Below are 20,319 nucleotides of genomic sequence, written 5' to 3'. Positions count from 1 at the left end.
AACTTTTAAGCCTTAAAAAAGCTCTCCAGGATTTTTAGGTTTTGAAATATTCAAGTGTTTATAGGCTTTTTCTGTTACTTCTCTACCTCTTGGAGTTCTGATAATGAAACCTTCCTGAATCAAAAAAGGTTCATAAACTTCTTCTAATGTTTCAGGGTTTTCAGCGATAGATGTAGCTAGTGCAGAAATTCCTACAGGTTTTCCTTTGAAGTTTTCAATCATCACTCTCATAATTTTATTGTCCATTTCATCCAAACCATATTCATCTACGTTTAATGAATCAAGAGCATATTTAGTAATATTAATTTCAATTTCTCCATTGCCTTTTATTTCGGCAAAATCACGAACTCTTCTTAGTAGAGCATTCGCAATTCTTGGTGTTCCTCGGCTTCTTCTTGCAATTTCTATTGCTGCATCTTCGTAAATTTTTACACCTAAAACTCTGGCGCTTCTAATGATAATCATAGACAAAAGTTCAATTGTGTAATATTCTAATCTGCTTTGAATTCCAAATCTTGCCAACATAGGTTTTGTCAACATTCCGCTTCGAGTTGTTGCTCCTACCAATGTAAAAGGATTAAGGCCAATCTGAACACTTCTTGCATTCGGACCGGTTTCAAGCATAATATCAATTTTATAATCTTCCATTGCAGAGTATAGATACTCTTCTACAACAGGAGATAATCTGTGAATTTCATCAATGAAAAGCACATCATTCTCTTCAAGATTAGTTAAAAGACCAGCCAAACTTCCCGGTTTATCCAATACAGGTCCGGAAGTAACCTTACAATTTACTCCTAGTTCATTCGCAATGATATTTGCCAAGGTGGTTTTACCTAATCCGGGAGGACCATGTAGTAAAACATGGTCAAGCGCTCCGCCACGTTTTTTGGCAGCGTTTACAAAAACTTCAAGATTTTCCAGTGTTTTTCTTTGTCCTGCGAAATCTTTAAAACTTTGGGGACGAATTTGTTCTTCCTGTATAAGCTCTTCGCGGGAGTAATTATCTTTATCTGGATGTAAAAAATCAGGCATTAATTCAATTTCATTTACCTCAAAGATAGGAAATTTAGGTTAAGGCAAAGGATGAGATTGACGAAAAATTAAGATTTGAGCAGAAGAGATATTTTAAGTAATTTTGAGAAGAAAAATTTTAATCAAAAAAGACATTAGGTCTTAACGAAATATAATGAAATTAATAGGTCCTTTCAGGCAGGTTGTGACACTTGCTAATCTTCCGTTAAGAGGAAAACTTTCTGATGAGCAACTAGAAATTATTGTTGATGGAGGAATTTTAGTAAATAATAACAAAATTGAAAAAATTGGAAATTTCGAGACATTAAAATCTGAAAATCAAGATTTGGAGATTGAAGCGATTGAAGGAGAACAGGTTGTTCTACCCGCTTTTGTAGATTCGCACACCCATATTTGTTTTGGAGGAAACAGAGCAAATGATTTTGCAATGCGTAATGCTGGAAAAACTTATCTTGAAATTGCAGAAAGCGGAGGTGGAATTTGGAGTTCTGTTCAGCATACAAGAAATGCATCTGAAGAGGAACTTCTTAAAACACTGCTAGAAAGAATTGATTTTTTAATTTCTTTAGGAATCACAACCATTGAAGTAAAAAGCGGATATGGTTTGAATGTTGAAAATGAGCTTAAAATGCTTCGAATCATTAAAAAGGCACAGGAGCAAACGAAAGCTACTTTAGTTCCGACTTGTCTTGCAGCACATTTGAAACCTAAAGATTTTGAAGGAGGCAATAAAGAATATTTGGATTATATTGTAACTGAAATTTTACCAAAAGTAAAAGAAGAAGGCTTAGCAAAACGTGTTGATATTTTTATTGAAAAGTCAGCATTTCAGCCTGAAGAAAGTAAAGATTTTTTACTTAAAACTAAAGACTTAGGTTTTGAAATTACAGTTCATGCAGACCAATTCACTCCGGGAAGTTCAAGAATTGCAGTTGAGGTTGGAGCAAAATCTGCAGACCATTTAGAAGCAACAATTGACGATGATATTGATTTTTTAGCTCAATCAGATACTGTTGCCACAGCTTTGCCTGGAGCAAGTTTAGGGTTGGGAGAAAAATTTACTCCTGCTAGAAAATTATTAGATGCAGGAGCAATTGTAGCTATTGCCAGTGATTGGAATCCAGGTTCTGCACCGATGGGTAATTTAATTACTCAGGCTTCAATTCTAGCAACATTTGAAAAGCTCACTACAGCAGAAATTTTATCGGGAATTACTTTCCGTTCTGCATTTGCTCTTGGTCTGGAAGATAGAGGAAAATTAAAAGAGGGAATGAAAGCAGATTTTGTAACTTTCAAAACTAACAATTTTCAAAATGTTCTTTATAACCAAGGCAGTTTAAAGGCAGAGAATATTTATATTGACGGAAATAAGATTTAAAATAACCATATAATAAATGATGGAAAACATCTGGCAAGGAAGATTAGACGGTGAAGAACTTCTTTATCACAGAATATTTCAGCGAGTAAAAGAAGAGAATAATTATGATTTAATTTCAACTAATGATTTCGTTTTACATGGGTTTGCTGTTGATGAGGGAGTTCGTAGGAATAAAGGTCGACAGGGTGCAAAAGATGCTCCTTGTATTATTCGAAAGAATATGGCTAATTTTCCTGTGATTCGTCCTGATTTTTCATTACTTGATTTCGGAAATATATATTGCAATGACGGAGATTTGGAAAATACTCAGAATAATCTTGCAAAAAATGTTTCTAAAGTTTTATTAAAAGGAGGTAAATCATTGGTTTTAGGAGGAGGTCATGAAGTTACTTATGCCCATTATTTAGGTGTGAAAACAGCTTTCCCGGAACAAAAAATCGGAATCATAAATATTGATGCCCATTTTGATAACAGACAACCGGAAAATGGAGTAGGAGCAAGCTCCGGAACCGGTTTTTGGCAAATTGCCCAGGAAGGTGAAATCAATTCTTTGCATATAGGAATCCAGAGAAACTCAAATACATTAAAATTGTTTGATACAGCTCATCAGTACGGTATGAAATATATTCTAGCAGATGAATTGTTTTTTGAAAATCTTCCTTCGGTTTACCAAAGAATCGATGATTTGTTGGCTAATGTAGATTACGCTTATCTTACAATTTGTATGGATGTTTTCAATGCATCCATTGCACCGGGAGTTTCGGCTTCTGCATATAACGGTATTTTTGCGGATGCTACTTTTATGCTTTTTTACAGACATATTTTAAAGAATAAGAAAGTTGTAGCCTTAGATGTAGCAGAAGTTAATCCGGTTTACGACATACAGGAAAGAACAGCCAGATTGGCCGCATGTCTTGTGAATGAATGGTTTATGCCTTAACATAAAAATTAGATTCTATCAATAGAGAAAATCATTATTTTATTTAATTATAGGGAACAAAATTTGTTGCTATCACAATGCTTTTAAATAAAGGCATTAATAAATTCATTTTTTGAATTTAAAACAGAAATTATATTATGGAACAATCAATTGAAAATAAACTTATTAAAGCTGATAAGGTATTTTCAGAATGGAGAAAAGTGCCATTCGAACAAAAGCAAAAACTCATTGCAAAGGCTGCGGAAATATTGAAGAATAATTCCGCGAAGTTTGGTAAAATCATTACAACTGAAATGAATAAGCCGATTTCACAGTCGATTGCTGAGATTGAAAAATGTGCTTTAATGATGAATTATTATGCGGATGCGGAAAATGTATTGCAACCTGAGAAGATTGAATCACAATATAATTATTCTGAAGTAAGGTATGTGCCTAAAGGCGTAATTTTAGGCGTTATGCCTTGGAATTTTCCTTTTTGGCAAGTACTTAGGTTTGCTACTCCTGCTATTTTGGCTGGAAATACAGTTGTCTTGAAACATGCTTCTATTTGTTTTGGAAGCGGAAATGCAATAGAGGAAATTTTATTGGAAGCTGGTTTTCCTGAAGGCGTATTCCAAAATCTTGAGGTAGGACATAAAGAGGTAAAAGAAATCCTTGAACATGATGCTATAAAAGGGGTTAGTTTAACAGGAAGCGGAAAAGCAGGAGGTGAAGTTGCATCAATTGCTGGTTTGAATATCAAAAAATCTTTGCTTGAGCTTGGCGGAAGTGATGCTTTTATTGTTTTAGACGATGCAGATTTCGATGAAGCGGCAAAGGTTGGAGCTAAAGCAAGACTCCAAAATTGCGGACAAACCTGTGTTGCCGCAAAAAGATTTATTCTTGACAGCAAAATCGAGAATGAATTTTTACCAAAACTTGTTGAAGAATATAAAAAATACATTCCTGCTAATCCAATGAATAGGGATACAAAAATTTCAGGAATGGCAAGACCGGATTTAGCTGATGAGTTGGAAAATCAATTCAAAAAAGCATTAGAAAATGGGGCTGAAATTATTATTCCTTTGGAAAGAATTTCTGAAAATGAATTTAATCCTGGATTAATAAAAGTAAAAGAAGGAAATCCTATTTTGCAGGAAGAGCTTTTTGGTCCGCTTGGAATGGTGATGATAGCTGAAAGTGACGAAGAAGCTCTGGAAATGGCAAATAATATTCCTTTTGGTCTTTCAAATTCTGTTTGGACTAAAAATAATGACCGCCAATTATTTTTTATCGAAAATCTTGAATCAGGTACGGTAAATATAAACAGAATGACAAGTTCTGACCCACGTTTCCCTTTTGGTGGAACAAAGGCTTCTGGATACGGAACGGAACTTTCTCTACTGGCTTTAAAAGAGTTTGTTACGGCAAAAACAATTGTAGGAAACTAAGAAATGAAAAAACTCCCGAAATTTTCGGGAGTTTTTTTATATACTTACAATATCCTTAAATCGTAGTCAATCTCAATGTATTGGTCTTTCCTCCTTCATAAGATGGAGTAGCATTGATGTTGATTACAAAATCTCCAGCTTCTATAAATCCATAATTATGAGTTAGCATATTAACCTGAATAATTGTTTCATCCGTTGATTTATTCATATCATAATAATAAGCATGAACACCCCAAAGAAGATTCAACATTGTAATAACTCTTTTATTTCCACTATAAACAATGATATGAGAATCTGGTCTGTGAGCAGCTAATTGAAACGCTGTATAACCAGAATGTGTTAATGTAACAATCGCAGAAACATTTGTTGTTTTAGCAATTCTTACAGCAGCAAGACATACTCTGTTTGTAATGAATCTTTCATCGATACAATTATAATCTTTTTCAATAGGTTCGTTTTTGTGTTGGTAAAAATGTGTCATTTCAATGTTTTTCACAATTTTAGCCATATTTTCAACTACTTGAACCGGATATCTCCCCACAGAAGTTTCTCCTGAAAGCATTACTGCGTCAGCTCCGTCTAATACAGAGTTAGCAACGTCATTTACTTCTGCTCTTGTAGGTGTTAAACTGTTAATCATCGTTTCCATCATCTGAGTAGCGATAATTACAGGTTTAGAATAGAATCTTGCTTTTTCAACTAACGTTTTCTGAATAGCAGGAACTTCTTCCATAGGAACTTCTACTCCTAAATCTCCACGGGCAACCATTAACCCGTCACACTCAAGAAGAATTTCTTCAATGTTTTTTACCCCTTCTGGTTTTTCAATTTTAGCAATAATCGGAGTTTTAAATTCACCTTTTGGATGTTTAGCTATCAATTCTTTCAAATCAATAATATCTTGTGCATGACGTACGAAAGAAAGAGCAATCCAGTCAACTTCCATGTCCATCATGAAGTTGGCATCCTGAATATCTTTTTCAGTAAGAGCAGGAAGAGAAACGTTTGTATTAGGAAGGTTTACTCCTTTTTTAGAACTTAGTGGTCCTCCTTGGATTGTTTTTGCTTTTACAGTGTCTTTTTCGTTAGTTTCAGTTACTTCCAAAACCAATTTACCATCATCAATTAAGATTCTTTCTCCAACTTTCACGTCTTGAGGAAATTGTTGGTAGGTCATATACACTTTAGTAGAATCTCCCTCCATTTTTTCGTTGGTGAAAGTAAGAATGTCTCCAGGGTTAAGATAAGAACCTTCTTTTACAACTCCTACTCTTAGTTTCGGACCTTGTAAATCTCCCAAAATACCTACTGAGAAACCATATTCTTTATTTAGTTCTCTGATGATTTCAATATTTTTACGAACTAAGTCATAATCTGCATGTGAAAAATTTATCCTAAAAATATCAACACCTGCTTTCATTAACCCTAACATCACTTCCTTTGACGATGAAGCCGGACCGAGTGTTGCAATAATTTTTGTCTTCTTTAAATACTTATTCATAATACTGGATAATTTGATAAAGTTCTTCCTCAGAACCTAATGTATAATCTTGAATTGGAAAAACAAGATTTTCAGGGAGCAAAATTACAGAAAAATCAGGAAACTGCTCCGAAGTATGCAAAATATATTGTACTTCTGTCTGATTATTTAATAAAAATTTAATATTTTCTTCTTCAGTAAAGAGTTCGGTTTGTAGTTTTTTTTGATTACTTTCAATAGATTTATTTGAAATGAAAGTAAAACAAGTCTTTGTAAACTTGTGATAGGCCTCAAATCTGGAGAAAAAATAATCGTAATAATCTCCATGAAAAACTAAATCCTTTTTTCTAGAAAAGTTGAGGTCGTTATGTTGATTGATTTTGAAAAAAAATTCATGATCAGGTACATTTTTTACTAATCTTACCAATCCGATGGTAATATCTTCAAATTCTATATCGTCTAAATCATAAAGTTTTTGAATTTCCAAGTATGTTTTCTTTTTTATTTAAAATATAAAATGCTCTCTGTGCTGCTTTTTCCTCTGCTTTTTTCTTTGAAGTTTCAGTGGCATTGGCGATTTTTTCATCTCCGAGCCATACGTGACAACGAAAGACTATCGTTTTGTTTGCTTGGATTTCTTCACAAGTTTCGTACTTTATATTTACTTTTTTCTTCTGGCTCCATTCCAATATAAGACCTTTGTAGCTTACAATCTTGTTTTCAAGCTTATTAATCTCAGTTGGAGTCAAAAGCTTTTCCAGAATGATTTTTCTACATGTATCATATTGAAAGTCTAAATAAACTGCACCAATGAGAGCCTCAAATAAATTTCCGGAAATATTTTCGCCTAAAGCTACAGATGTTTGCTTTTGCAATAGATCTGTAAGTTTTAGATCTTCTCCTAATTTATTAAGATTCTTTCTGTTAACAATTTTAGATTTCATCTGTGTCAGGTATCCTTCATTTGCTTGAGGATAAGTTTGAAATAAATGACACGATATAACTGTACCTAAAACGGAGTCTCCTAAAAATTCAAGTCTTTCATAATTACTATTACTTTGATTTTTAGAAGAACTTTTTAAAGAAAAAGCCTCACGGTAAAGTGCAAGATTTTGTACCTCGGCACCCAACATTTTATGTAATTCGGTACAAAGGAAATAATCTCTCTCCGTTAATTTTCTTTTTCTTTGTTTGAGAAGGAATTTAGAAAAGTATTTCTGTAACTCCATTCAGTAAATTTAGATTTTCTTAAATAGAACGCAAGCATTGTGCCCACCAAACCCAAAAGTATTACTCATGGCTACTTTTACATCTTTTTTTACAGCGTTGTTGAATGTAAAATTCAGTCTGCTGTCAATATTTTCATCATCAGTAAAATGGTTGATGGTAGGAGGAACAATACCATGAATAATAGTTCCTAACGCAGCAATTGCTTCAATAACTCCGGCTGCACCTAATAAGTGACCAGTCATTGATTTTGTAGAATTTATCTGAATGTCGAAAGCGTGTTCTCCTAGTAATTTTGAAATTGCATTAGATTCTGCAATATCTCCTAATGGAGTAGATGTACCATGCATATTGATATGATCTACTTCATTAGCAGTTAAGCCTGCATCTTCTAAACAGTTTTTCATTACAAGATAAGCGCCTAAACCTTCAGGGTGAGGTGCTGTCATGTGATATGCGTCTGCACTCATACCTCCTCCTTTCAATTCTGCATAAATTGTTGCACCACGTTTTACCGCATGCTCATATTCTTCAAGAATAATACATCCAGAACCTTCCCCCAATACAAAGCCATCTCTGTCTTTGTCAAACGGTCTTGAAGCTGTTTTAGGGTCATCATTTCTTGTAGAAAGAGCCATCATTGCATTGAATCCGCCAACGCCACTAGCTGTAACGGCTGCTTCTGAACCTCCGCATACAATAACGTCTGCTTTTCCTAGCTGGATAAGCATTTTGGAATCAATTAAAGCGTTTGCTGAAGACGCACATGCAGAAACAGTAGTATAGTTTGGTCCATGGAAACCATATTCAATAGAAATATGTCCAGGAGTGATATCTGCAATCATTTTAGGAATAAAGAATGGATTGAATCTCGGAATTTCCGTATTTGCCCATCCTAAAACTTCAGTTTCAAAAGTCTCCAGACCTCCGATTCCTGAACCCCAGATTACACCAACTCTGTTTTTATCTACATTGTCTTCAATAATTCTTGAGTGTGCTACAGCTTCTTTAGCTGCAACAAGCCCAAGCTGGGTATTTCTATCCATTTTTTTAGCTTCTTTCTTATCGAAATGGTCTAACGGATTGAACCCTTTTACTTCGCAAGCGAATTTTGTTTTGAAGTTTGTGGCATCAAAAAGAGTAATCGGAGCAGCGCCGCTCTCACCTTTTACAAGATTTCCCCAGTATTCTTTTGCATTATTTCCAATCGGTGTTATTGCTCCAAAACCGGTTACAACTACTCTTTTTAATTCCATAAACTTTGTTTAATTTCTTTTTTGTTGAAGAATATTATTTATTTACTACTTCCTCGATATAAGCGATAGCGTGTCCTACAGTAGTAATTTTTTCAGCTTGATCATCAGGGATTTGAATGTTGAATTCTTTTTCAAATTCCATGATTAGTTCAACTGTATCCAATGAATCAGCTCCTAAATCGTTAGTGAAGCTAGCTTCAGGAGTTACTTCTGTTTCTTCAACGTCAAGCTTATCAGCGATGATAGCTTTTACTCTTGATGCAATGTCTGACATAGTAAATTATTTTTTTAATTGTTAGATGGTGCAAATATATAAAATTCTTTACGATAAAACATTTTTTTAGTCTTTTTTGTGGGCTGGGAATACTTATTTTGAGGTTTGAATGTTTAGTGTTTTAGTTTTCAGTTGGTTATATGTATTTAATTTTAAGTTGATTTTTTTAATAGAATGTGTTTTAAATTGATTTGAAAAAATATGGACATCATATACTATAATATATGTAAAGAGTTGAAAGAGTCTTTTTTTGTTGAAAAAGAAAAAACCATCTTAACAAAGATGGTTTTAGTGGAGTTGGAGGGATTCGAACCCTCGTCCAAACAAGCAATACATAAGCTTTCTACATGCTTATTCTACTATTAGTTTTCGACTGAAAGCAGAGAGTAGACACCCAACTTTCAGCTTATCTTCTGAGGTTTTCGAGTTTTAGCCAAAGCATCTAAAACCTTATTTCCGCATTCCTATATCCCAGAATCAAACGCCGCAGAACAGAGCATTTGTGGAATATCTTGCTCCCTTACTAAAATCTTCGGGGAAACGCTTGATCTACTATACTTCGATATTAAGCTGCAAGAGCGAACTCTTCGTTGCCAGTTAAAATTTTGTAGCAAGGGATTATAGAGATCGCGCTACGGTTCTCTGCATGCTTACTTACCCATTGATCTTGCTGTCGAAACCAGTCAACCCCGTTGAGAAAGTGAATGCAAAGATAATGCTTTTGTTTAAATATGATTAATATATATTATAGATAATTACAAATAAGTAATAATTGACAGATATATTAAGTGTAATAGGCTTATTTGCTATTTTGAAATATTGGATTTGAATATAAATTAATTAAAATTTTGTGGTTTGATAAAAAAAACATACTTTTGCAATCCAAAATGAGATGTAAAATATGTTAATAATTCCAGTAAAAGATGGAGAATCCATCGATAGAGCGTTAAAAAAATATAAAAGAAAATTTGATAAAACTGGTACAGTTCGTCAGTTAAGAGCTAGACAACAGTTTATCAAGCCTTCTGTAACTTTGAGACAAGCTAGACTTAAAGCTGCTTATAAGCAAAGAGCACTTAGCAAAGAAGAACAGGCTTAAGAATTTTCTTAAACTTATACTAAATTCACTTCTTAAATTCTTATATTTAGGAAGTGAATTTTTGTTTTATAATCTAATGTGATATGTTAGATAAATTTTTAGACTATCTACAGTTCGAAAAGAGGTATTCTCCTCATACAATTACAAGTTACAAAAAAGATCTTGAAGATTTTTCCCGTTTTTATCTTAAAACAGAGTGCTCCGAAGATATTTCAAAGGCGGATAAGAAAATCATTCGAAATTTTATTGTTGAGCTGAGCGAAAATAATATTTCGAAAAGAAGTATTAATAGAAAGTTGTCTTCGCTTCGTAGCTTTTATATTTTTCTTTTGAAAATAGGAGAGATTAAAGTGTCTCCAACTGAAAGTATTTCTTCTCTGAAGTTTTATCCTGAAAAACAAATTCCGATGTCTAAGGAAGAGATGCAAAAACTAAATGATAATGTTTTTGATACGGTTTATGATGTTTTAGATAAGTGTATTATGGAGATTTTGTATCAAACGGGGATTCGTAAAGCGGAACTTTGTGGCTTGGTGTTCGAAAATGTTAATTTAGGAGGAAATGAGCTGAAAATAATAGGAAAAGGAAACAAAGAAAGATATATTCCTATATCCGAAGATTTAAAAAATCTACTTACAGCTTATTTAGAAGTAAGAAAACCATTAGATGGGTATAAATCATATTTTTTTGTCAATAAAAAGGGTAAAAAACTCACAGAAAAATTTGTTTATATGGTGGTTAATAAGTACCTTAGTCTTATAACAACGAAAGAAAAAAGAAGTCCTCATATCCTTCGTCATAGCTTTGCTACGCACGTTTTGGATAATGGGGCAGAGATATCGAAAGTAAAGAAGATATTAGGACATTCTAGTCTTGCAAGTACACAAGTATATACGAATGCTAATATTGAACAATTGAAAAAAGTGTTTAATCAGGCTCATCCAAGAGCTTCAAAAAATGACGAATTATGAAGATTACAGTACAATCAATTGGTTTAACTCCACACGAACCACTAGAAGCACACATCGAGAAAAAAGTAAGCAAACTTGATACATTTTATGATAAAATTCAGGAATGTAAAGTGTTTTTGAAGGTAGAAAATAGTTCTGATAAGGCAAATAAAACTGCTGAGATTATTTTGGCGGTTCCGGGAGACGACATCGTAGTAAAGAAAACTACTGCAACATTTGAAGAAAGTTTAGACCTATGCGTTGATACTGCTAAAAAGCTACTAATCAAGAAAAAAGAAATGGCATAGAAAAAAAAGTAAAAAAAAGTTATTAAAAAATTTGAGAATTCAAAAAAACCGTTCTATATTTGCACTCGCAAAAAGGGAACAGCGTTCTTTTGAATTCTTTTTTAAAATGCCTCCATAGCTCAGTTGGCCAGAGCACGTGATTTGTAATCTCGGGGTCGTGGGTTCGAATCCCTCTGGAGGCTCCATTTTAATATAAACATGAGGGGAGATTCCAGAGTGGCTAAATGGGACTGACTGTAACTCAGTTGCTTCGGCTTCGTAGGTTCGAATCCTGCTCTCCCCACATTTTATATTAGAGAAAAAGTTGCATTATTAAAGGATTTTCCTTAAGTTTGCACAGCGTTACCAATAGTTTTGGAAACAAAATTGCGGAAGTAGCTCAGTTGGTAGAGCGTCAGCCTTCCAAGCTGAATGTCGCGGGTTCGACCCCCGTCTTCCGCTCAAAATTATCACACTTTTTTAGCGTGATTTTTTTTTCACTACTGAAATGATGTAGAGTAGAGTTTCTCACAGACTTCAGTCCAATTATTAAAATTGCCTCCATAGCTCAGTTGGCCAGAGCACGTGATTTGTAATCTCGGGGTCGTGGGTTCGAATCCCTCTGGAGGCTCCATTTTAATATAAACATGAGGGGAGATTCCAGAGTGGCTAAATGGGACTGACTGTAACTCAGTTGCTTCGGCTTCGTAGGTTCGAATCCTGCTCTCCCCACATTTTATATTAGAGAAAAAGTTGCATTATTAAAGGATTTTCCTTAAGTTTGCACAGCGTTACCAATAGTTTTGGAAACAAAATTGCGGAAGTAGCTCAGTTGGTAGAGCGTCAGCCTTCCAAGCTGAATGTCGCGGGTTCGACCCCCGTCTTCCGCTCAAATAAAAATCACGCTTTTTAGTGTGATTTTTTGGTTTAAGCCGACTTAGCTCAGCGGTAGAGTGCTTCCTTGGTAAGGAAGAGGTCACGGGTTCAAGTCCCGTAGTTGGCTCTCATTATAATCCCGAGTTCTTCGGGATATTTTTTTTCTAGATCACATCTTTTAAATAAATATATATTAAAATTTAATTAAAAGTACCTTCTGTTCATTTAGCTAGCTTTAGTGTCATTAAAAATTTCGCTAAATTCGTTTAAAATAAATCCTGATGAATATTCTTTTATTGGAAGATGACCTTATTCTTTCAGCGGAACTATGTAAGTTTTTAGAATCAAATCATTTTACATGTGATAAAATTTATGATGGGGAAACTTTCCTGCGTCAAATTAAAAACAGTACTTATGATTTGTATTTGTTGGATATTAATGTTCCTAAAATAAATGGATTGGATGTCTGCCAAACGATTCGGTCATTTGATAAAAACACCCCGATTATTATTATTTCGGCTTACGGAGATTTGTCAGATAAAAAAGATGCGTTTACCAGATTGGCAGATGATTATTTGGTAAAGCCTTTTCAGTTTGAAGAATTGCTTTTAAGAATGAATTCTTTACTGAGAAGAAAAGCTCCATCTGATACTACAGATCAGGATATTATCAGAGTAGATGATTTGATTATTAATAAAACCGAACAGAAAGTCTACAGAGGAGGAAATGAAATTGCTCTTACCTTAAAAGAATTTCAATTGTTGGTTTATTTGGCGGAAGCCCAGGGAAGAACAGTTTCTAAGCAACAGATTACAGAGCATGTTTGGGAACATAATTTCAATACAAATACCAACACTGTTGAGGTTTATATTAATTTTTTGAGAAAAAAAATTGATAAAGACTACAAAATTAAACTTATTCATACGCGTTCCGGCTTTGGATATTATTTAAGTCCGTTATAGAATGTCTTTGAAAAGAAAAATAACACTCAGTCTCAGTATTACTTTTTCATTGCTTTTAGGTATTGTAATGATTGTTATTTATATGTCTTTTAATGATTTCAGGAGAGATGAATTCAAAGAAAGATTTAGACAAAGGTTGGAATTTACTTCACATTTCATAGCAAAATCTAAAAACTTTGAGGAAGAAGCCTCTGTTTTTTTTAATGAAAATGCGGATAATATTCTTTTAAATGAGAAGATTTTAATTTTTAACGACCAAAAAGAGCTTATTTATAGTACAATCAAAGACCGTAATGTTATTTGGGACAATTCTTTGTTGAAAGAGCTGGATGAAAAGAAAATTATTTATTCCGAAAAGACAGTTCCTGAGATTTATGCAGCACTAAAAACTATCAATGGAGAGAATTATTATATCCTTACAAGTGCTTTTGATACCAACGGAACATCAAAACTCATTTACTTAAAATATCTTTTAATTGCAGCTTATGTAATGAGTACGTTGCTTATTGCATTTTTTAGTTATTCTTTCATGGGTAAATTTCTTCGTCCTTTAGAAGATTTGAATAAGGAAATTTCGGAAGTTACAGCGCATAAATTAACAACACAGGTTCCGGTTAGAAATTCTAATGACGAAATTAATGTTCTTGCACAATCTTTTAATACCATGATTGCAAGATTGGATGATGTTTTTCAATCGCAGAAGGATTTTACGGCAAGTGCCTCGCATGAAATCAGAACACCGATTACCAGAATGGCTTTTCAGCTCGAAAATTTAATAAAACTGGAACAGCATTCCCCCGAAACTTTATCATCCTTAAAACAGATTCAGAAGGATGTCTATCAGTTATCGGATTTAACCAATTCGTTGTTGCTTTTAACAAAGTTTGATAAAGAAAATATTCAGAGTATTTATGAAGAAGTAAGAATTGACGAAGTGATTTTTGAATCTTTTGAAACTGTGGAAAAAAGTTATCCTCAGCTTAAAATGGATTTTTTGATTTCTGAAAATACTTCCGAAAATGCTTTATTGACTATTAACGGAATTCAGTCGTTGCTGGATATTGTTTTTATTAATTTATTTAAAAATGCAGCGATATACTCAGATGATAATGAAGTAAACGTTTTGATTACAGAAACTGATGAAAACCTTGTGATAGATGTAGTTTCTCACGGAAATACTATTCCGGAAGAAGAACAGACGAAATTATTTGAAGCTTTCATGCGTGGAAATAATTCTCAGAATATTTCGGGCTCTGGTCTTGGTCTTAGAATTGTCAAAAGAATTCTTGAATATCATGATGCGCAAATTATTTATATTTCCCCTGCTGAATTATTGAATAGGTTTAGTGTGATTTTTAATAAATAGATTGTCATATTAAAGGGCGTTCTATGCCCAATTTCAAATAAATTTAATTTTTTTTTAAGGCTACTTTAAGTTCGTTTTAATTGTGTAGACGCAATTTTGCTTCATAAAAATCAAAATATGAACAAAATTGCAGGGCTGTGTATTGTCATTTCCTCATTGATGACGGCGCAACAGCAAATGACGCTTTTGGATTGTGAAGAGGCTTTCCAAAAGAACAATTTACAACTGCTTGCCGAACAATACAACATCAATATAGCTGATGCAGATATTTTGCAGTCCAAAATATGGGAACTTCCACAGCTTAGCGGACAAATCAATATGTATAATCCTGAAGGGAAAAAAGTATTTGATGTAGGACATGCAAAAGGAGCTGAAATTACCCAATTAATTTACATGGGAGGCAAAAAGAAGAATGAAATTGCCTTTGCAAAATCAAATAAAGAACTAGCCCAACTTCAGTTTTCTCAGCTTTTGGTTGATTTGAAAACTCAGCTTCACACTACTTATTACAATCTTTATTTTGAAAAACGAAAGCTGGAGAATACCAATAGACAGCTTGGATATATGAATGAACTTTTAGCGGCTTATAAAATACAGTCAGCGAAAGGAAATGTTTCTCTCAAAGATGAGGTTAGACTTCAAAGTATAGTGATTCAGTTGAATAATGATAAGCTGAGTATCAATAAAAATATCATTGAATTAGAACAAAATTTAAAAGTTTTAACAGGAGTTTCGGATGATATAGAACCGTTGTTTTCTGATACGGAAATAAAGGAAATTCTTCTGACTCAACCTTTTGGAGATAGTGAAGAACTAAAAGAAAAAGCACTGGGAAATAATGCGGATTATCAGTACAATTTAAAGCTTATAGAAAACAGTAAGCTATATGCTCAATGGCAAAAATCGTTGAATGTTCCCGATATTAATGTTGGGGCAGGATGGGATCAGAATGGGGGAACTTTTAAAAATGAAGTAAACCTAATGATAGGTATTCCTTTGCCTTTATGGAAAAGCAATCAGGGAAATGTTGAAAAAGCCAGGTATATGATTCAGCAGAATCAAAAAAATGCAGAATTTCAAAAATTGAGCCTTGAAACTAAAGTTCAAGCTGCCTACAAAACCTGGAAAACACAATATGATCAATTGGCTGAAATAAAATCTACCGATCTCAATAATATGGATACAATATACAATGGTATGTTGAAGAATTTCAGAAAAGGTAATATAAGTCTTATAGAGTTTACGGATTTTATGGATAGTTACAGGGAAACGGCTCTCCAGATATATGATATGAAAAATGCTGTAATACAATCTGCAGAACAGCTTAATCAGTTAGTACAAACCAAAATCTTCTATTAAACCATGAAAAAATATATCATTCCTATAATAATTGTTTTATCTGTTTTGTCTTGCAATTCAAAAGAGGAGAAAAATGTACCACAACACAAAAAAGGTTTTGAACTTAGCAATACGATGTTAAAATCAATTTCTTTAGCAAAAGTTGAAAAGAAGTATATAGAAGATGACTACAATTTCTACGGTAAAATCTCTGCTGATAAAAACAGCTATATCGATGTTTATCCTTTAGTTGGAGGAAATGTTCTCAGCGTAAATGCAGAATTGGGAGATTACGTTAAAAAAGGTCAGGTTTTAGCCACAATTAGAAGTACGGAATTAGCAGAAATTCAAAAAGATGTAAGCGATGCCAAAACAGATTTGGTTGTTGCCCAAAATAACCTCCGTGTTGCCAAAGAAATGTACGAAGGAAAATTAAATACCGAAAGAGATGTCCTAGAAGCTAAAAGTCAGCTGAAAAAAGCACAAGACCAGTTGCAAAGAGCAAGTGCCGTAAGTACAGTTTATAATGTAAAGAAAGGGAATATTTATAGTGTTGTTTCTCCAATCAGTGGGTATATTGTTCAGAAAAACATCAATAAAGATATGCAGTTGAGAAGTGACAGAAGCGAAAATATTTTTGATGTTGCTAATACTACAAAAGTTTGGGCTATAATGAATGTCAACGAATCTGATATTGACAAAATAAGTTTAGGAATGAAGGCTCAGGTTTCTACTTTGTCTTATCCGGATAAAGTTTTTGATGGAAAAATCGACAAAATTTTTAAAATAATAGACCCTCAAACCAATGCCATGCAAGCGAGAGTGGTTTTAGATAATGCCAATGGATTGTTAATTCCTGAAAGCAAAGCGACAATAAAAGTAACTAATTTTGAGAATGAAATGGCATTGGCAATCCCTTCCAAATCGGTGATTTTTGATGATAATAGAAGTTTTGTGGTGGCTTATAAATCAAGAACCGATGTAAAAGTTAAAGAAATAAAAGTGTTGAAGCAGGTAGGAAATATTACTTATGTTGCTGAAGGTTTGTTGGAAGGAGAGCAAGTTATCACCAACAACCAGTTGTTGATTTATCGTTCTTTGAATAGTTAATTAGGGTTGCAATAATTAAAAAGAATCAAAATTTCCTTCAACGACTTTTTTAGGTCATTAGAAATCTATCATGAATAAATTCATTAAAAATATAATAGCTTTTTCGTTAAAAAATAAAGCATTTACCTTCATTTGGGTGGCTATTTTGGCGGTTGCTGGTTTTATAAGTTTCAAAAATATGCCCATTGAGGCTTTCCCAGATGTTACCAATACCCAAATTGTTATCATTACGCAATGGAACGGAAGAAGTGCTGAAGAAGTTGAACGTTTTGTAACTACACCTATAGAATTGGCTATGAGTCCGATTCAGAAAAAGACAAGCGTGAGAAGTACAACCATGTTTGGACTCTCTATTGTCAAAATTCTTTTTGATGATGGGGTAGATGATACTTTTGCACGAAATCAAGTCAATAATCAATTACGAACAGTGAGTCTTCCCGATGAGGTGGAGCCAGAAGTTCAGCCTCCTTACGGGCCAACAGGCGAGATTTTCAGATATACATTACAGAGTAAAACGAAAGATTCCAGAGAATTATTAACATTACAAAATTGGGTAATCGATAGAGCTTTGAGAGGAGTTCCCGGAGTTGCCGATATCAATGTTTTCGGAGGGCAGGAGAAAGTTTTTGAATTAAGTATCGATCCGAGAGCTTTAGATAAATATAATTTAACACCACTTCAAGTCTATGATGCAGTCACAAAAAGTAATCTAAATGTAGGAGGTGATGTCATCGAGAAAAACGGACAGGCGTATGTGGTGAGGGGAATAGGTTTGGTACAATCAATTACTGATATAGGTAATATTACGATACAAAATGATAGTGGAAATCCTGTTTTGGTTAAAAATGTGGCAAATGCTCACGAAAGTTCAATGCCAAGAGTCGGTCAGGCGGGTCTCAATAATCAGGAAGATACAGTAGAAGGAATTGTAGTGATGAGAAAAGGAGAAAATCCTCGTGAAGTTTTGGTTGGAGTAAAAGAAAAAATAAAAGAACTCAACGAAAAGATTCTTCCGAAGGATGTGAAGATGGTTACTTTTTATGACAGAGATAACTTAATGGATTTTACGACGCATACCGTAATGCATAATCTCATTGAAGGTATCGTTCTTGTGACGGTAATTGTTTTGATTTTTATGGCAGATTGGAGAACGACTTTCATAGTTTCTATCATTATTCCGCTTTCCTTATTGTTTGCTTTTCTATGTCTGAAAATGGCGGGAATGAGTGCAAATCTTCTATCTTTAGGAGCTGTAGATTTCGGAATTATTATAGACGGAGCCGTCGTCATGGTAGAAGGTCTTTTTGTAATGCTCGATCATAAAGCTCATAAATACGGAGAGGAAAAATTCAATAAATTGGCAAAAGGAGGATGGATAAAGCAAACAGGAACAGGGTTGGGAAAAGCTATTTTCTTTTCAAAATTAATTATTATCACTTCATTAATCCCGATTTTTTCTTTTCAGAAAGTAGAGGGTAAAATGTTTTCTCCATTGGCTTTTACGCTAGGTTTTGCGTTAATGGGTGCTTTAATTTTTACATTGACTTTAGTTCCTGTTCTTTCACATATTCTTTTAAATAAAAATGTAAAAGAAAAAAACAATCCGTTTGTAAACTTTTGGGATAAGATTGTTTTAAAAGGCTTCAACTATACTTTTAAATATAAAAAAATGAGCTTAATTGTTGCTGTTGCATTTATGACAGTCACATTGTTCTCAGGAAAATTTTTAGGTACAGAGTTTTTACCACAACTGAATGAAGGCTCTCTTTGGATAACAGCAGAAATGCCTATGAGTTCTTCACTAAAAGAATCATTAAAAACAGCAGATTTGTTAAAAAAAGATATTATGAGTTTTTCTGAAGTTACAGATGTTCTTGCTCAGACAGGAAGAAGTAATGACGGGACCGATCCTAATGGTTTTGGATTTGTACAATTTGCTGTAAATCTTAAACCAAAAGAAGAATGGAAACGGAAAATCACCAATGAAGAATTGATAGAAGAGATAGATGAAAAACTGCGTAGTTACCAAGGTATAACATTCAATTATTCTCAGCCTATTTCTGATAATGTGGCGGAAGCTGTTGCAGGGTTTAAAGCTGAAAATGGAATTAAAATCTATGGAGATAATCTTCAAACATTGGATGAGTTGGCAGAAAAGATTTTAAACGAAATTAAAGATGTTGAAGGAGTAAAAGATGCCGGAGTTATCAAAAATATTGGTCAGCCGGAAGTAAGCGTGATGTTAGACAGAGATAAAATGGCGGCATACGGAGTCATGCCTGCAGATGCACAAGCTGTTTTGGAGATGGCTTTTGGCGGAAAAACGGTTTCTGAAATGTTTGATGGTGAAAAGAAATTTCCTATTCGACTTCGTTATTCCCAAGAGTATAGGAAAGATGAAAATGATATTGCAGCTTTAATGGTTCCTACGCAAGATGGAACAAAAATTCCGTTAAAGGAAATTAGTTCAATCGTTAAAGACAACGGGGCAGCTTTTATTTATAGAGATGATATTAAAAGATATATAGGGATAAAATTCTCAATTCGTGATCGTGATTTGGGAAGTACGATTGCAGATGCTCAAAAAGCTGTTTCTAACATTGAGCTTCCGGATGGGTATTCTGTCGGCTGGACTGGTCAGTTTGAAAATCAGCAAAGAGCTTCAAAAAGATTAGCTCAAGTGGTTCCGATAAGTATTTTAGGGATTTTCTTCTTATTATTTATCCTTTTCGGAAATATGAAAGACTCTCTTTTAGTATTAGCCAATGTGCCTTTTGCTTTGATTGGAGGAATCATTGCATTGCATTTGACGGGAATCAATTTCGGAATTTCAGCAGGGGTAGGAATGATTGCTTTGTTGGGAATCTGTATTCAAAACGGTGTCATTTTGATAACGGAGTTTCATCAGAATGTAAAAAGCGGATTGACTTTGGATGATTCTATATTAAATGGGGTGAAGTCAAGAACAAGACCTGTAATTATGACTGCTCTTATGGCTTCAATAGGTTTGATGCCTGCTGCTTTGTCTACAGGTATAGGTTCGGAATCTCAAAAACCATTGGCAATAGTTATTATCGGAGGGTTAATTACTGCAACAATATTAACCTTGCTGATTTTTCCAATCATTTTCTGGATTTTTAACAGAACTAAAAAATCTCAGCAGTTTTAATCATATTTGATAAATAATATATCAAAAAGGGTTTGGAACAAATTGTATTTCAGGCTTTTTCATAAAAGGTTTTATAAAGTTTTTTCAATCAAGAAAAATTTGTAAATTTGCAATCTCAATACATTGAAATATAAGGTCTGTA

Annotated in this window: 17 protein-coding genes, 7 tRNA genes and 1 other RNA gene; 18 read left to right on the top strand and 7 right to left on the bottom strand. The window is 33.8% G+C overall.

The features are described from left to right. Window positions 1-12 precede the first annotated feature (12 nt). On the bottom strand, window positions 13-1,035 hold the full coding sequence (ruvB, locus tag OH806_RS03055; RefSeq protein WP_264742190.1) for a Holliday junction branch migration DNA helicase RuvB: 1,023 nt from the start codon (window positions 1,033-1,035) through the stop codon (window positions 13-15). A 154-nt stretch (window positions 1,036-1,189) separates the two neighbouring features. On the opposite strand from ruvB, the gene hutI reads away from it, so the two are divergent. The 3 genes from hutI to OH806_RS03040 all read left to right on the top strand — a co-directional run bounded on the left by hutI (window position 1,190) and on the right by OH806_RS03040 (window position 4,783). Then, window positions 1,190-2,413 (top strand): imidazolonepropionase, encoded by a 1,224-nt coding sequence (hutI, locus tag OH806_RS03050; RefSeq protein WP_264742189.1) that lies wholly within the window; start codon window positions 1,190-1,192, stop codon window positions 2,411-2,413. 19 nt (window positions 2,414-2,432) lie between these two features. Then, the gene (gene hutG, locus OH806_RS03045; protein ID WP_264742329.1) at window positions 2,433-3,353 is read left to right on the top strand and encodes a formimidoylglutamase; all 921 of its coding nucleotides are present in this window, start codon (window positions 2,433-2,435) and stop codon (window positions 3,351-3,353) included. Between the two features lie 137 nt (window positions 3,354-3,490). Continuing rightward, window positions 3,491-4,783: an aldehyde dehydrogenase family protein gene (locus OH806_RS03040; RefSeq protein WP_264742188.1), complete on the top strand. Its 1,293-nt coding sequence runs from the start codon at window positions 3,491-3,493 to the stop codon at window positions 4,781-4,783. Window positions 4,784-4,838: 55 nt separating this feature from the next. Here the strand turns inward: OH806_RS03040 and pyk are convergent, their stop codons facing one another. The 6 genes from pyk to ssrA form a co-directional block, all read right to left on the bottom strand. Further along, window positions 4,839-6,284 carry a pyruvate kinase gene (pyk, locus tag OH806_RS03035; RefSeq protein WP_264742187.1) on the bottom strand — a complete coding sequence of 482 codons (1,446 nt, stop codon included), beginning with the start codon at window positions 6,282-6,284 and terminating at the stop codon, window positions 4,839-4,841. Further along, window positions 6,277-6,750 (bottom strand): IPExxxVDY family protein, encoded by a 474-nt coding sequence (locus OH806_RS03030; RefSeq protein WP_264742186.1) that lies wholly within the window; start codon window positions 6,748-6,750, stop codon window positions 6,277-6,279. Before OH806_RS03030 ends, pyk begins: the two co-directional genes overlap by 8 nt. Next, window positions 6,728-7,492 (bottom strand): ribonuclease III, encoded by a 765-nt coding sequence (gene rnc / locus OH806_RS03025; protein WP_264742185.1) that lies wholly within the window; start codon window positions 7,490-7,492, stop codon window positions 6,728-6,730. The genes OH806_RS03030 and rnc overlap by 23 nt, the downstream gene beginning before the upstream one ends. A 9-nt stretch (window positions 7,493-7,501) precedes the next feature. Further along, a complete protein-coding gene (gene fabF, locus OH806_RS03020; protein WP_264742184.1) occupies window positions 7,502-8,746 on the bottom strand; it encodes a beta-ketoacyl-ACP synthase II in 1,245 nt (414 codons plus the stop codon). Between the two features lie 34 nt (window positions 8,747-8,780). Further along, complete coding sequence (locus OH806_RS03015; protein WP_002976354.1) at window positions 8,781-9,020, bottom strand: acyl carrier protein; 240 nt, start codon at window positions 9,018-9,020, stop codon at window positions 8,781-8,783. Between the two features lie 289 nt (window positions 9,021-9,309). After that, window positions 9,310-9,711: a transfer-messenger RNA gene (gene ssrA / locus OH806_RS03010) on the bottom strand. A 210-nt stretch (window positions 9,712-9,921) separates the two neighbouring features. On the opposite strand from ssrA, the gene rpsU reads away from it, so the two are divergent. From rpsU to OH806_RS02935, 15 genes are all read left to right on the top strand, one after another. Then, window positions 9,922-10,119, top strand: coding sequence for a 30S ribosomal protein S21 (gene rpsU / locus OH806_RS03005; protein ID WP_034687383.1), 198 nt, complete (start codon window positions 9,922-9,924; stop codon window positions 10,117-10,119). Between the two features lie 83 nt (window positions 10,120-10,202). Further along, window positions 10,203-11,090, top strand: a complete 888-nt coding sequence (locus OH806_RS03000) for a tyrosine-type recombinase/integrase (protein ID WP_264742183.1) — start codon at window positions 10,203-10,205, stop codon at window positions 11,088-11,090. Then, on the top strand, window positions 11,087-11,377 hold the full coding sequence (locus OH806_RS02995; RefSeq protein WP_264742182.1) for an HPF/RaiA family ribosome-associated protein: 291 nt from the start codon (window positions 11,087-11,089) through the stop codon (window positions 11,375-11,377). Before OH806_RS03000 ends, OH806_RS02995 begins: the two co-directional genes overlap by 4 nt. Window positions 11,378-11,485: 108 nt before the next feature. Continuing rightward, window positions 11,486-11,562 (top strand) — tRNA-Thr (locus OH806_RS02990). Between the two features lie 17 nt (window positions 11,563-11,579). Continuing rightward, window positions 11,580-11,660 (top strand) — tRNA-Tyr (locus OH806_RS02985). Between the two features lie 85 nt (window positions 11,661-11,745). Beyond that, window positions 11,746-11,818, top strand: a tRNA-Gly gene (locus OH806_RS02980). A gap of 95 nt (window positions 11,819-11,913) precedes the next feature. Next, a tRNA-Thr gene (locus OH806_RS02975) sits at window positions 11,914-11,990 on the top strand. 17 nt (window positions 11,991-12,007) lie between these two features. Continuing rightward, window positions 12,008-12,088, top strand: a tRNA-Tyr gene (locus OH806_RS02970). Window positions 12,089-12,173: 85 nt separating this feature from the next. Next, window positions 12,174-12,246: transfer RNA gene (locus OH806_RS02965), tRNA-Gly, on the top strand. 41 nt (window positions 12,247-12,287) lie between these two features. After that, a tRNA-Thr gene (locus tag OH806_RS02960) sits at window positions 12,288-12,359 on the top strand. Between the two features lie 154 nt (window positions 12,360-12,513). Further along, on the top strand, window positions 12,514-13,194 hold the full coding sequence (locus OH806_RS02955; protein WP_264742181.1) for a response regulator transcription factor: 681 nt from the start codon (window positions 12,514-12,516) through the stop codon (window positions 13,192-13,194). 1 nt (window position 13,195) lies between these two features. Next, the gene (locus OH806_RS02950; RefSeq protein WP_264742180.1) at window positions 13,196-14,560 is read left to right on the top strand and encodes a sensor histidine kinase; all 1,365 of its coding nucleotides are present in this window, start codon (window positions 13,196-13,198) and stop codon (window positions 14,558-14,560) included. 117 nt (window positions 14,561-14,677) lie between these two features. Beyond that, window positions 14,678-15,919: a TolC family protein gene (locus OH806_RS02945; protein WP_264742179.1), complete on the top strand. Its 1,242-nt coding sequence runs from the start codon at window positions 14,678-14,680 to the stop codon at window positions 15,917-15,919. A gap of 3 nt (window positions 15,920-15,922) precedes the next feature. After that, entirely contained in the window at window positions 15,923-17,008 is a 1,086-nt protein-coding gene (locus OH806_RS02940; protein ID WP_264742178.1) for an efflux RND transporter periplasmic adaptor subunit, read from the top strand. 70 nt (window positions 17,009-17,078) lie between these two features. Beyond that, window positions 17,079-20,177, top strand: coding sequence for an efflux RND transporter permease subunit (locus OH806_RS02935; RefSeq protein WP_264742177.1), 3,099 nt, complete (start codon window positions 17,079-17,081; stop codon window positions 20,175-20,177). The last annotated feature ends 142 nt before the right edge of the window (window positions 20,178-20,319 follow it).

The sequence above is a fragment of the Chryseobacterium oryctis genome (assembly GCF_025971925.1).
Taxonomy (GTDB): Bacteria; Bacteroidota; Bacteroidia; order Flavobacteriales; family Weeksellaceae; genus Chryseobacterium; species Chryseobacterium oryctis.
The sequence above is the reverse complement of the archived record's forward strand: the minus strand, read 5'-3'. Positions and strand labels throughout refer to the sequence as shown.